This window comes from uncultured Maribacter sp. (assembly GCF_963974015.1).
Taxonomy (GTDB): domain Bacteria; phylum Bacteroidota; class Bacteroidia; order Flavobacteriales; family Flavobacteriaceae; genus Maribacter.
The window spans coordinates 916091-930293 of sequence record NZ_CAXBBZ010000001.1; the positions used below are offsets into that span (position 1 = coordinate 916091).

Sequence of the window (14203 nt, forward strand, 5' to 3'; positions counted from 1 at the left end):
AGTATAAACTGAAATGAGTCAATGAGTAATGAATTGATAATTAGGAATAATTGGTTTAAGAGGAATTGGAAATGGTTTGTGCCAGTGCTCTTAATTTTTCTTTTATATATATTTCTATGGTCATCATCTGGTTTAATCGGTCTTTTTGGCGATTATGGAAAAGCTTATGCCGATTCTAGTCTTTATGCAATTCCGATGGAGAAAGTGAAAAGCAATAGTAGGGTTAGAGAAGTATTGGGTGAAATTGAACCTATGGGAAAGATGACTATTTTGAATGGGGCGATACACTATTCAAATGATAATAAATTCGTGGAATCCACGATTAAGATATTTGGAAAAAATGGAAAGGCCATGCTTGATATTTCAGCAGAGTGGATTAATGGTTCATGGGTGTATAATAAAATCAACGTAAGAATTAAGAATCCTCCAGAAAATAGAGAAGTGATACCAATTATAAAATCTATTGATTAACTATTTGCATAAGATTTAAAAGTTTCAATGTAGTAGAGTTAGCAAATTATGTCTTATTCCTAAACGTTGAAATAAAGGATAAAACAACCAATTATTTTACAACATATACTTTTCCACATGATATAATTGATAAAAGCAAGTTAGAGGCTTTTAGTATTGAATGGTTTTTGTAAGACGAAATGAAAATTCAAGTGCATAATTTTTACTCAAATGTTTTGGAAGGAATAAAACATCAGGTAAATAAAGTTGATCTTGAAAAAGCAAAGAGCATAATAAGTGAACACCCAGATATAAGAACAGATTATTTCGATTCTAAAATTAAGTGTACTAATTGAAAAATATCTATGGTAAACTTTATGCTATTTGCTATTCCTATTCCAGTTTTTTCTAAAAAGAAAGGTTGTTTCGAATGCCACAAATAATTTAAGCTATATAAGAAACCATAAATTATTTGTATTATGGTTAATAAAGAACGTTTTACATACAATAGGTTAAGACACCTTACATAAGTACATAGAACAATAAATAAAAAAAATTTGGCTGGAGGAGGGAGTATTCAAGGAATGATAACCAGTTTGAGTAATAATAAAAAATTACTCAGAAGGAATAGACTTTTTCGGCCGGAAAATTCCTTTTTAAACTTAAAAAAAGAATATTTAAAGGCTGCAGAAGGTAAAATTAATATCAAGAAAGCAACAAAGAAAGAATTAGCAGAAATTCGTAGAAAAGTACTTGAACAAAGAAGAAAAGAGGATTACATTACCGCTGGATTATTCGCTGCATCTCTTATGTTTATAGGTCTTCTAATTTCTATCATAATTAAAGATATGATTATTTTTAACAGTGAAACGCAACAAATAGAGCTGAAGAATAGAACAGACCAATACTTAGAATTAATAGCTGATGGGGATCAATGGCTGGCAAAAAGAAAGTGGTACAATGCCATATATCAGTATAAAAAAGCCCTTGAAGTTTTTCCAAAAGAGTATGACATAAATTATCGACTTGCTTCTGCCTACTGTTATAGATGTGAGATTGAGGTTAAAGACTGTACTGAAGCAAAAGAACAATTGAATAAGCTTTTAAAAGAGTATCCTGAAAAACCTGACTTATTAAGGTTAAGAGAAATCCTAAAATTTGAATATCATACGGACTATAAATAGCAGGTTTATAAACTTGTATTTAGTCCGTATGAAATTCGCAAAAGCAACATAGTTTTGAAGATATTTTCAATTATTTCTATGCTTATTTTCAAAGTTGAATGAACAATGTATATTTAAGATGTTTTTAATAATATTATAATTTACTTTGATTTCTTAACAGTAGTGGCTTCTAGAAATTTGTTGACCTCAAGCCAATGCATAAAGGAATCGAACCAACGGTTGCTTGTTCGATTGGGATTCCCTAGGCCAAAACCATGGCCCCCGTTTTGGTAAAGATGAAACTCAACTGGAATTCCTGCTTTGTACCAAGATTCAATTACTCCAAATTGTCCCAGGAAAAGAAAATCATCCGTAGCAATAACGTTAAACATAGGTGGTGCATCTTTAGGAACATCTACAGGTCCCATACCTCCATAGATAGGACCAATAAAAGCCAACTTCATGGTCTTGGAATTTAGGGTTGAATGCATGGTAAGTCCAGCGCCGGCAGAGAAGCCGATCATTCCAATTCTATTTATATCTACCCCCCACTCATCAGCTCGGTCTATTATCATGGCATAAGCCGCTTCTGCATCTTCTAACTGATCGGATAAGTCACGTTGCCGAGTGCTTGGTTGTGTTGTATTTTTCAATGTATCCGAAGTTTCTGATGGTGCTGGTCGCGGACGATTCATCCAAGTCTTAAAATCTTCAAGGGATTCATCGGTGGGTTTAAGGCGATATTTTAAAACAAACGCTGCGATACCTTGCTCAGCCAGTGCTTCCGCTACTTCCCAGCCCTCATTGCCCATAGAGAGCCACATAAAACCTCCACCTGGAGTTACGATTACCGCTGTGCCGTTAGCCTTGTCAGGATCGGGTAAAAAGGGGGTCAAGGTTGCCTCTGTTATATTTCGAGCCATAGGGTCTCCCCATTGGCGAAACCAGGTCTCAGAAGCAGGCTGGTTTTCGACGCCACCTGTATTGAGTGGAATGGCCGTTGGTTCATCAGGGGCTGCAAGTGGATAGATTGTTCCGTCTTGGGCTATTGTTGCTGAGGTGAAAAAAAGTGTTGCGATAAAAACGAAACTTTTTGTGAGGTTTAATGGCATGGTCGACATATTAAAGTGTTTAAATTACACTTAAATATATGGAATGTTTACGATACTTTGAAATTTATTTCATTTCATGATACGTTGAAAATTTATTCTATACCTCTAATTCTCATTTAAAGAACACAATTTTATTTAATTTGAAATATTTTTTATGTATTATTAAATATGTAGGTTATTGATAATAAGGGAACTATATATCACTTTACACTTCTTTTTTTCTTCTTCTCAATCTTGTTGCCATAGCGGCTATAATTAAAATAAACAGGATTTGAATTGCAAATGATAAAATATAATTTACCCAAATATTATTATCAAAAATTATAGGAATAGATGAAGTGACTAATGTTAAAAACAGACAGATAACTGAAAAAACAAATCCTAATGTAAAAGAATCCCTGATGTTGCTATAGTCATAATTATTTGACCATACAGGCGCAGAAAAACATAAAAGAGAAACAAGTGCGAATATTATAGAAGAACTTAAAAAATATAAAGTAATGGAAGATTTAGGACTGTCAATTTGGATTTCTGCTGTTTTCTTAGGGGGCTGTTGGGCTTTACTGAGTTCTAATAAAGATGACCAAGAAGATAAAAAGAAATGATAATAGTGTTCTCCTTCTAAAATTTCTTTTTCCTTATCCAATAGCATCTTATAAACATCATCATCATTCTTATATGAATTTTTAAGGTTGGCTATTCGTTCTAGGTTTTCAAGCTTTGACGTTTCAAAACTTCTATAAGTAAATTGAAAGCAAAAATCCAAAAAAAGCGCAAACAATATAACCATTACGAAATTACCTACTCTTACGCCAATCGATTTTTTAGCATCAAAAAATATTAAATTAAATAAGTCAATCAGTTTCTCCATTATTAGAACTTATTTACACTAAATAACTAGGATAAGTGTAATTAACTACTTATCTTAGCTGTATAATAATACAGTTATGATCAACCAAGATTTCAATTCGATTTTAGACTTAATCAAAGCCTTTCCTGATCAACAATCTTGCATTGACCATTTAGAGCAATTAAGATGGAATGGAAACGTAGTAAGTCCTTTCGATTCTGAATCTAAGGTTTATAACTGTAAGGGGAACAAATATAAATGTAAGAATACTGGAAAGTATTTCAACGTAAAGACCAACACTATTTTTGATAATACCAAAATAGAGCTTCAAAAATGGTTCTTAGGTATATGGTTGGTTACTTCTCACAAAAAAGGTATTTCATCTTTACAGTTAGGTAGGGATTTGAACATCACACAAAAATCAGCTTGGTTCATGTTATCTAGGATTCGTCAATGTTTTGGTATCGACAATGATACTCAATTAGATAATGAAGTTGAAGCAGATGAAACTTTCGTAGTCGGTAAGAACAAAAACAGACACGCTAACAAGAAGTTTAAAGGCACTAGTGATGATAAAACACCAGTTTTAGGAATGGTAGAAAGAAGCGGTAAAGTAATCGCAAAGCAAATACCTAATACTACTTATGAAACGCTATCTACTGAAATACTTAAAAGCGTAAAAGAAACTGCTAAACTTTATACTGATGAATACACATCTTATAAGCGTTTAAAAAAAGTATACGACCACCAAGTGGTAAAGCATAGCCAATTCCAATACGTACAAGGTAGAGTACACACAAACACAATAGAGGGGTTTTGGTCTTTATTAAAGAGAGGTATTTTTGGAATATACCATTTCACCTCTAAAAAGCACTTACAGTTATATGTTGATGAATTTGTATTCCGTTACAATTCAAGAACTTCTAGCGAAGCAATGAGATTTAATTTACTTTTACAGAACACCGAGAATAGAATAACCTATAAAAAATTGATAAATGCATAGTTTAGAGAACACAGAATTTATGTTCTATACCTCGGATAATGGTACTGCCAATATCCAAGTGATACTTGACGATAAGAATGAAACAGTTTGGGTTTCTCAAAACGGTATGGCTGATATTTTTGATACTACTAAGCAAAATATCAGCCTTCATTTGAATAACATATTTAAAGAGGGTGAGCTAAATAAATATTCAACTGTCAAGGAAATCTTGACAGTTCAAAAAGAAGGTAATAGGGATGTTCAAAGAAACATTGAATTTTATAACCTAGATGCAATAATTTCTGTAGGTTATCGTGTAAGCACTCAAAAAGCTACAATGTTTCGTATATGGGCCAGTAGTGTTTTAAAAAACTATCTAGTTAAAGGTTTTGCAATTGATGATGATAGATTAAAACAAGGTAAGAATCTTTTTGACAAAGACTATTTTGATGAATTAATTGAAATTGTCAGGGAGATACGAGCTTCTGAAAGGAGATTTTATCAAAAAATAACAGACTTGTATGCAACTTCAATTGATTACGACTCAAAAGCCGAGATAACAAGGTTATTTTTTGCCACAGTACAAAACAAACTTGAGTTTGCGATAACGCATCATACCGCACCTGAAATTATAAAACTTAGAGCTGATTCAAAAAAGCCTAATATGGGCTTAACTAGCTGGAAAAATGAAAAAAAAGGTGGTAAAATAATTAAGACTGATGTTTCAGTAGCTAAGAATTATCTTAAAAAGGAAGAGATTGGAGAATTAAATACCTTAGTGAATATGTATTTAGATTTTGCCGAACTTCAGGCTAAGAGAGGCAAGACAATGACAATGGCTGAATGGGCCGATAAGCTAGATTCTTTTTTAAAGTTCAATGATTATGATTTATTAGATGATGCTGGTAAAATAAGAAAGGATGTAGCTAAAAAGTTTGCGGAAAGCGAATATCAAAAATTTAGAATAAAGCAAGATAAAGAGTTCGTTTCTGATTTTGATAGGGTTGTATCTAAAATAAATAGAGGTGAAAAGTTACCACCACCACCACCATTACCAAAACCTACTCCAATAGAGCAACCTATGTCAGATTTCAATAAGAATTTAACAAAGGGCTTAAATTGGAATCCTAATAAAAACAACTAATTGTTATGGAAAATAAAATAGAATTTAGAAGTAAAGAATATGAAGTGAAATATGAAAATGGCATTGTTTCGTTTAAATCAAAAGAAAATATTGGATGGGTTTCTTGCCAAAAAGAACCACTACACAATTTAGACAATAACGAGGTTATAGAGATAGCAAGACAATGCATAAAGGGTCTTGGAAATTAGTTAGAAACACCCGCATCGGTTCTGACCGTACAGTCTTGGAAACGTCCTAAGAAAACGATTCATTGACAATGCAACACGCTCATTGATATTCGGAATATTGTTATACGAAAAAAGTTATGCTCTGCTATATTGATTTAGCGATATAGTAATCATAATAAAAGTAGTAATCAATCAGCCGAAAAAAAATATTGGATATAGCATCCGAAATAAAACTTTCCTTTTAAGTGTAAACAAGTATATAGTTCCCGATAATAAGTTTAATAAAAGTTTTTAAACGACTGTAAACGATAACAAACGATAGTAAACGCTTACAAACCGATTAATGTTTCAATGCTGTTCTAGGTTTGCAGTGTTGAGTCAGCGAGGCTTGATAGTATAAATTGTTTAACGATAAAATTATTTAAGATGAACGCACTAAAAAACAAAGTACAATTGATTGGAAACTTGGGTCAGGACCCAGAAATTGTAAACTTAGAAGGAGGTACAAAATTGGCTAAATTTTCAATTGCCACTACCGATAGTTTTAAAAATGCAAAGGGTGAAAAAGTTGATGATACACAATGGCATAATATTGTAGCCTGGGGAAAGACTGCAGAAATTGTGGAGAATTATTTGACTAAAGGAAAGCAAGTCGCTATCGAAGGGAAACTTACACATCGCTCATACGAAACTAAAGAAGGTGAGAAACGATACATTACCGAAATTAGGTGTAATGAATTGTTGATGTTGGGGAAGTAGGGAATGCCTAATTCACGAGGAGTTATGGCGGAGTGACCTGTAGGTTCAAAATGCAAATACAACAGATTGCTTCGCTTCGCTCACAAAGACATTTTCAAACACTATTTTTGCAAAATATGACAATTACAGAGCAAGACTTACTCCCTTTATTAAAAATCCATTTTGGTTATGATTCCTTTAAGCCGAATCAATTGGCGATAATAGAAGATGCCCTTAGCAAAAAAGATGTGTTGGCCATTATGCCGACTGGAGGAGGAAAATCATTGTGTTTTCAATTGACGGCATTGGCCTTAGAAGGTACGGCGATTGTAATATCACCGCTGATCGCCTTAATGAAAGACCAGGTTGATGTATTGCAGGCCAATGGTATTGCTGCGGCCTATTACAATAGTTCCCAATCAGAAGAAACTAGACAGGCAATTTTGCAGCAATTAGAAAAGGGCGAATTGAAACTGTTTTATGTAGCTCCAGAAAGTTTAGGCTTCTTTGATTCTATATTAGAAAATTTAAAGATTAGTTTGTTTGCCGTAGATGAGGCACATTGTATTTCTTCATGGGGGCACGATTTTAGACCTGCCTATACGCAGTTGGGTAGTTTAAAAAAACGTTTTCCAAATATTCCTGTAATGGCACTTACGGCAACGGCTGATAGAACGACACAAGATGATATTGCCGACCAATTAAAAATTCCGAATGCAGAACGACATTTGGCGTCCTTTAATAGACCTAATTTATACCTGGATGTTAAACCTGCTCAAGACCGAATTAAGCATATACTCGATTTTTTGGAAGACCGACCAAATGAAAGCGGCATTGTCTATTGTTTGAGCCGAAAGAGTACGGTGGCAATCGCTGAAAAGCTGCAAAAGGCCGGTTTAAAAGCTAAGGCCTATCATGCCGGTATGTCTTCTGAAGAACGGTCTACCGTGCAAGAAGAATTTATAACCGATAAAGTTCCTATAATTGCGGCGACGATTGCCTTTGGTATGGGAATAGATAAAAGTAATGTGCGTTGGGTGATACATTATAACCTTCCCAAAAATATAGAAGGGTATTATCAAGAAATTGGTCGTGGTGGCCGAGATGGTCTTCCTGCCCATGCATTGTTGTTTTATAGTTTTGCCGATGTGGCACAGCTACGTAGATTTATTTCGCAAAGTGAGAATGCCGATGTAGAATATGCCAAATTAGACCGTATGCAGCAATTTGCAGAAGCGCTAAGCTGTCGTCGTATAGCGTTATTGAACTATTTTGGAGAACAGGTAACCAAGGGCTGTGGTAACTGTGATATATGTGCAAGTCCTCCAGCGTATTTTGATGCCACTTTACTAGCTCAAAAAGTGTGTTCTGCCGTTGCAAGATTACGAGAACGTGAGCCGATGGGGATGGTCATAGATGTTTTGCGGGGAGCACAAAATGCCCAAGTATTAGAACGAGGATATCAGAATGTTAAAACATATGGAGCCGTAAAGGACGTGTCTTGGTTAGACCTGCAACAGTATGTTATTCAGTTATTGAACCAAGGCGTGTTGGATATTAATTTTAGGGAAGGGGCAAGATTGGGATTAACACCTTTAGCTAAAGAGGTACTCTTTTCCAATAAAACAATTCAATTGGCCATCTTGCAAACAGAGAAGGAAAAGAAAAAAACGTCAGCCAAAACCAAAACTCCAAAAACAGGGCTTTTCGAAAAACTTCGGCTTTTAAGACAGCGAATTGCCGAGGATCAAGGCGTGCCAGCTTATGTTGTTTTTGGTGATGCCAGTTTAAAGGATATGGAACTCAAGTTGCCTAAAAATGAAAAAGAATTCTTGGAGGTTTCTGGTGTAGGGCAAGCCAAATTAGAAAAGTACGCCGATATATTTATTAAGGAAATTGCCAAACATGCTCCTGCAAAAAAATCAAAAAAAGCAACGCACGAGCAAACTTTCGAATTATTCTCTGACGGGTTAACAGTTACAGAAATTGCAATTGTAAGAAACCTTTCTGAGAATACCATTTACGGTCACCTCATGAAAAAACATGCGGAAGGTGAGGAGCTTGATTTGAATCAATTTGTAAGTGTTGAGGAAGTAGCAAAAATAGAAAATGCAAAATCTGAACTAACTGATGCCACTGGCTTAAAAGATTACTATGAATTCTTTGAAGAGCAAATACCGTATTGGAAAATTAAATTAGGCTTGTATTTGCTCGATTCTTAAAGAGCTTAATTATCGATAGCGGAAAAAAGCATTTGCTTAAATTTCCAACTTGTACTATCATCAACAGGGCCTTGGGTTTGTTTCATTAAAATACCAATTATTTTTTCTTTTGGGTCGGCAAAATATTGGGTGTTAAAATAACCGCCCCATTCAAATGTTCCGTCACTACCTAGTCCACCTGAAATCTCACCTTTTTCATTTACTATTGAAAATGCTAGTCCGTGGTTTTTAGGCCCATCCCAAATAGCTCCTATCTGATTGCCTAAAATACTTCTTACCGTGGTTCTACTCAATAAGCGCACTCCATTCAATTCACCCTCGTTTAGATACATCTGTAAGAAAGTAGCGTAGTCTTTAGCGGTACTTGAAAGGCCGGCACCACCAGAAAAGAAAGTTTTTGCTCCTTTTATGGGATAATCGGTGTCATAAAAGGTAATGGGATACTTTATCCATTGGTCATTCTCCTTTTTTTGGACAGCTACCATTCGATTGTAGTTTGCTTTTGGTTGGTAGAACCAAGTATCTTTCATATTAAGTGGTTCAAATATTCTAGTTTTGAGAAATTCATCGAACGGTACACCAGAAATAACTTCGATAAAATATCCTAAAACATCTAATCCTTCGCTATAGGTAAATGCTTCACCTGGTTCATGATGTAATGGTAGGGCTGCCAATTTTTTCACACTTTCGGCAATGGTTATTTTCTCTGTTGTGAATAAATCGGTAATTCCCGCTTTTGCATAAATTTTCTTGAATCGTTCATCTCCATCAATCACTCCATAACCAATACCAGATGTATGGGTCAATAAATCTCGTATGGTGATTTGATTTTCTGCAGGTTTTGTAGTGTATGTATCATCCGCTTCATTAAAGGTATCTAGTATTTGAGCCTCACCGAATTCAGGAATATATTGTGATATTTTATCATCTAACTGAAATTTACCTTCTTCCCATAGCATCATTACGGCTGTTGAGGTTATTGCCTTTGTTTGGGATGCAATACGAAAAACAGCATCCTTATTCATCGGAATTTTTGCATCATTGTTTGCCATTCCGTAAGCATTATAAAACACAATTTTACCATTACGTGCAATTAGAGCAACAGCCCCAGGGATATTGCCATTAGTAACTTCTGCTGAAATCATGGCGTCTATTTTTGAAAGACGCTCTGGTGACATGCCTACATCTTTTGCATTCCCAATTTCTAATACAGGTGATTTTTTTAGGGATGGAGTTTGAGAGATACAAACTATTGTGAATAGGGCAAAACAAAAATTAATCAGAATTTTCATTAGTTCGGTTTTCAGGTGTAGGACTAATGTACTGAAAGTTTAAATAAACTTCAATAAGATTTGTATATGAAGAAGAAAATTAAGTGTAGTTAGAATTTAAGCTAAGTTAGAAATTGATAGTTACACCCATTTGACCCGGACCAAAATTTAAGTTCCAACTCACCAATTTTTGTTGGTTGTTATATTTCTCGTCATACTTTTTGTCTAGATATCTGTCTATTGATTCAACAGTAGCTATACTTATTGCGAATGCAAAAACCATATCGCTTAACCAATGTTGACCATCCCAAACCCTCGATATGCCCGGTATGGCACCCACGGTGTAAATACCAGCTTTTACCCAAGGATTTTTAAATTGTTTTGCAATGGCATACGCATTGGTAAAAGCCAATAATGCATGGCCTGATGGAAAAGAATGAAAGTTTCTACTCGAATTAAAAGGGTCAAATGTGTCCTTACCTAAATTAGCCAAAGGTCTTGCCCTACCTACAACTGACTTTAACACTTGTTGTAAAAGCCCGGCAGAGGTTGCAGACGAGACTAACAATACCCCTGTGCGACGTAATTTTTCATTTTTTGTAATCAATCCGGCAAAGTAAACACCAGATGTTGCTATATAATTATTTTCTGGACTACCATAAGTTTCTCCATACTGACGTAGGAATTGTGGAACACCTTCCCTGTTGTTTCGAATAAACCTTGATGTGTTATCATCTGCTATATAAACTAAACCAGTGCCGCCAACAACAGCACCAAATTGTGCCCATTGTTGACCTTGCCAATGTAACGGTCTTGCATAAGAATAACCAACACCTTTGAACATATTACCAACGTCGTAGGTAAACATATTCCATCGTGTCAGCGTTGAATCTGTAGCTATATTTTGGGCATATAAAGTTGAGCTACAAATTAGAACAAAGAGTATGACTAACTTTTTCATGCCGTAAATTTAAACTTCTATCAACTTTAAAAATAACCTGTACCAATTAATTTTGAGTTCTATGCCTAGAAAACCTATCTAAAAATATAGAGATTGCGCCAATCGAAACGTATTTGCATGTGCTTCCACAATAATTTTAATGTCTTCGGAATACCCACCACCCATGCTACATTGCACAGGTATTTTTAATTTTATACAAGTATCAAGAACAAACTGGTCTCGAAGTTTACAACCCTCTAATGATAGTCCAAGAGTACCCAATTTATCACTTTCAAGAACATCAACACCACTGAGGTAAAAGATGAAATCTGGTTGAACTGTATCTATTAATTTGGGTAGGTTCTCTTTAAGAATGGAGAGGTACGTTTTATCATCGATACCTTTAGGTAATGGAATATCTAAATCTGATTGTTCTTTTTTAAATGGATAATTTGCTTCTCCATGCATTGAAAAGGTGAACACTGAGTGATCATTTTGAAAGATTTCAGCGGTTCCATTACCTTGATGAACATCTAAATCTACAATGAGTATTTTTTTTGCTAAGCCTTTGTTCAATAGGTATTTTGCGCCAATGGCTTGGTCATTTAACATACAGAAAGCTTCCCCGTGATTACTGTATGCATGGTGTGTGCCACCAGCAATATTCATTGAAATTCCATATTGAAGAGCGAAATCACAGGCTTTTAATGTACCATCTGCTATTATGCGTTCACGTTCCACTAAATCTTCTGAAAGGGGAAAGCCTATTTTTCGTGCCACTTTTGCTGAAATTTTCATATTCAACAAATCATAAAAATATTCAGGATCGTGAACGGCTACAATATACTTGTCATTAGGAATTTCAGGTTCGAAAAAGTTAGCATCTGTACACGTACCTTCATAAAGCAATTGCTGATGCAAAAGGTCATATTTCATCATAGGAAAACGATGACCTTCTGGCAATGGATGTTTATAAATGGGATGGTAGGCTATTTTAAGCATCCCCTCTATTATTTGTGAAGCTTCAATTGAATCCTTTTTCTTGGAACATCAACATCCAAAACTTTTACGATAATTTGTTGATGAAGATGCACATGTTCATTTACATCTTTCACAAAGGAATCTGAAAGGTTGGAGACATGGATCAGGCCACTTTCTTTAATGCCAATATCTACAAAACACCCAAAATTGGTAATGTTGTTAACGATACCGGGTAGTAATTGACCACTATGTAAATCGGTAATCGATTTAATGTTTTGGTCGAAGGTAAAAACTTTCGCTTTTTCCCGGCGGTCTAATCCCGGTTTTTCTAATTCTGAACGAATATCCTCTAAAGTTGGTAGACCAACATTTTCGGTGCAATATTTTTTTAATTCTATCTCTTTAAGTAATGCTTTGTTGCCGATTAAGGATAGAATTTCGGTGCCTTTATCTTTAGCCATTTGTTTAACAATAGCATAGCTTTCTGGATGCACCGCAGAATCATCTAAAGGGTTATCAGCGTCTTTTATTCGTAAAAATGCGGCTCCTTGTTCAAATGCTTTTCCACCTAAGCGAGGAACATCCATAATCTCCTTTCTACTTTTAAATGCGCCTTTTACTTTTCTTTGGATAACAATGTTTTCAGCCAATTTTGGCCCTATACCTGAAACATAACTTAATAAGGGAACACTGGCTGTATTTATATTTACTCCAATAGAGTTTACACAACTTTCTACTACGACGTCAAGCGAATTTTTTAGTTTAGTTTGGTCTACATCATGCTGATATTGGCCAACACCAATAGACTTCGGATCTATTTTAACCAGTTCTGCAAGTGGGTCGGCCAAACGTCTCCCAATCGAAACAGCACCACGTACGGTAACATCGTAATTTGGAAATTCATCACGTGCAATCTTTGATGCAGAATAAATAGATGCGCCAGCTTCGCTGACTACAAATACTTCAACCGGATTATTGAATATCACTTTTTTGACTAGATGTTCGGTTTCTCTAGATGCCGTGCCATTACCTATGGCGATGGCTTCAATTTTATAGGCATTAACTAATGAACTCAATTTTTTAATGGCTCCGCTTGCATCGTTTTGCGGTGCATGCGGATAGATATTTTCATTATGAACTAAATTGCCTTGAGCATCTAAACATACTACCTTACAGCCCGATTTAAAACCGGGGTCAATAGCAAGTATTCGTTTTTCTCCCAAAGGTGCCCCCAATAGCAATTGTCTTAGATTATTGGAAAATACACTAATAGCTTCATCATCTGCCTTTTCTTTTGCAGCTTTTAATAGTTCGTTGGATAATGATGGAAATAATAATCTTTTATAGGCATCGGCGATTGCCAATTTAATTTGGGTAGCGCAAGCGTTATTAGATTTGATAATTCTATTTTCAATTCGATCTAATAATCGTTCGTCATCCAACTCAATTTTAACCCGGATGAATTTCTCCGACTCGGCTCGTAAAATGGCTAATAATCGGTGCGACGGGCATTTATTCAAAGGCTCGCTCCAATCAAAATAATCGCGATACTTCTGTGCTTTTTCGTCTTTTTTTTTGGTGGAAATAATCTTGGTGGAAATAATTGCGAAACGGGCTAATTGAGACCGTATTTGACTTCTAATATCTGTTCGTTCATTAATCCATTCAGATATGATATGTCGAGCACCTTCAAGGGCATCATCTTCGTTTTCTACATCGTTGCTCAGGTACTTAGATGCTGTAAATTCAATATCATCATTTCGTTGTTCCATGATGATTTTTGCCAATGGTTCAAGTCCGTTTTTACGTGCAACTTCGGCCTTGGTTTTTTTACTCTTTTTAAAGGGAAGGTAAAGGTCTTCTAACTGCGTGATATCTTCTGCAGTTTCAAATTTCTTATGAAGTTCAGGGGTTAAGGCATCTTGTTCCTCAACTGCCTTTATTATTGCTTTTTTACGTTTCTCAAGTGTTTCAAACTGTTCTTTAAACTGTACTATGGCGCCAACTTGAACTTCGTCTAGATTGCCTGTTTTCTCTTTTCGATACCTTGAAATAAATGGGATTGTACAATCCTGATTTAAAAGTTCAATCGTGTTTTGAATCCCTTTTTCGGGAAGTTGCGTGTGTTTTAAGATGTAGGGGAGTAGGTTCATAGTCTTTGAATATATTAGACCTTTTTGCTA

General features: G+C 35.2%; 13 protein-coding genes. 7 read left to right on the top strand and 6 right to left on the bottom strand.

Annotation, left to right across the window (positions count from 1 at the left end; all coding sequences use genetic code 11):
* The first annotated feature begins 21 nt into the window (after positions 1-21).
* Complete coding sequence (locus AACZ41_RS04005) at positions 22-471, top strand: cytochrome c oxidase assembly factor Coa1 family protein (protein ID WP_339626767.1); 450 nt, start codon at positions 22-24, stop codon at positions 469-471.
* Between the two features lie 536 nt (positions 472-1007).
* Positions 1008-1634: a hypothetical protein gene (locus tag AACZ41_RS04010; protein WP_339626769.1), complete on the top strand. Its 627-nt coding sequence runs from the start codon at positions 1008-1010 to the stop codon at positions 1632-1634.
* A gap of 140 nt (positions 1635-1774) precedes the next feature.
* Here AACZ41_RS04010 and AACZ41_RS04015 read toward each other — a convergent pair whose 3' ends face one another.
* Both AACZ41_RS04015 and AACZ41_RS04020 read right to left on the bottom strand, forming a co-directional pair.
* Positions 1775-2536, bottom strand: a complete 762-nt coding sequence (locus tag AACZ41_RS04015; RefSeq protein WP_339626771.1) for an alpha/beta hydrolase — start codon at positions 2534-2536, stop codon at positions 1775-1777.
* Between the two features lie 394 nt (positions 2537-2930).
* The gene (locus tag AACZ41_RS04020; protein WP_339626773.1) at positions 2931-3596 is read right to left on the bottom strand and encodes a hypothetical protein; all 666 of its coding nucleotides are present in this window, start codon (positions 3594-3596) and stop codon (positions 2931-2933) included.
* Between the two features lie 76 nt (positions 3597-3672).
* Between AACZ41_RS04020 and AACZ41_RS04025 the strand changes: the two genes are divergently transcribed.
* The 5 genes from AACZ41_RS04025 (at position 3673) to recQ (ending at position 8828) form a co-directional block, all read left to right on the top strand.
* A complete protein-coding gene (locus AACZ41_RS04025; protein ID WP_339626775.1) occupies positions 3673-4578 on the top strand; it encodes an IS1595 family transposase in 906 nt (301 codons plus the stop codon).
* Positions 4571-5701 (top strand): virulence RhuM family protein, encoded by a 1131-nt coding sequence (locus tag AACZ41_RS04030; protein ID WP_339626777.1) that lies wholly within the window; start codon positions 4571-4573, stop codon positions 5699-5701. The genes AACZ41_RS04025 and AACZ41_RS04030 overlap by 8 nt, the downstream gene beginning before the upstream one ends.
* A 5-nt stretch (positions 5702-5706) precedes the next feature.
* Positions 5707-5889, top strand: coding sequence for a hypothetical protein (locus AACZ41_RS04035; protein WP_339626779.1), 183 nt, complete (start codon positions 5707-5709; stop codon positions 5887-5889).
* A gap of 405 nt (positions 5890-6294) precedes the next feature.
* Positions 6295-6627 carry a single-stranded DNA-binding protein gene (ssb, locus tag AACZ41_RS04040; protein ID WP_091624045.1) on the top strand — a complete coding sequence of 111 codons (333 nt, stop codon included), beginning with the start codon at positions 6295-6297 and terminating at the stop codon, positions 6625-6627.
* Between the two features lie 116 nt (positions 6628-6743).
* The gene (gene recQ / locus AACZ41_RS04045) at positions 6744-8828 is read left to right on the top strand and encodes a DNA helicase RecQ (protein ID WP_339626961.1); all 2085 of its coding nucleotides are present in this window, start codon (positions 6744-6746) and stop codon (positions 8826-8828) included.
* Between the two features lie 5 nt (positions 8829-8833).
* On the opposite strand, the gene AACZ41_RS04050 is transcribed toward recQ, so the two are convergent.
* From AACZ41_RS04050 to AACZ41_RS04065, 4 genes are all read right to left on the bottom strand, one after another.
* Positions 8834-10120 (bottom strand): serine hydrolase domain-containing protein, encoded by a 1287-nt coding sequence (locus AACZ41_RS04050; RefSeq protein WP_339626788.1) that lies wholly within the window; start codon positions 10118-10120, stop codon positions 8834-8836.
* 106 nt (positions 10121-10226) lie between these two features.
* Entirely contained in the window at positions 10227-11060 is an 834-nt protein-coding gene (locus AACZ41_RS04055; RefSeq protein ID WP_339626790.1) for a phosphatase PAP2 family protein, read from the bottom strand.
* A gap of 78 nt (positions 11061-11138) precedes the next feature.
* Positions 11139-12041 carry a histone deacetylase gene (locus tag AACZ41_RS04060; RefSeq protein ID WP_339626791.1) on the bottom strand — a complete coding sequence of 301 codons (903 nt, stop codon included), beginning with the start codon at positions 12039-12041 and terminating at the stop codon, positions 11139-11141.
* A gap of 8 nt (positions 12042-12049) precedes the next feature.
* Complete coding sequence (locus AACZ41_RS04065; RefSeq protein WP_339626793.1) at positions 12050-14173, bottom strand: Tex family protein; 2124 nt, start codon at positions 14171-14173, stop codon at positions 12050-12052.
* Positions 14174-14203: the final 30 nt, after the last annotated feature.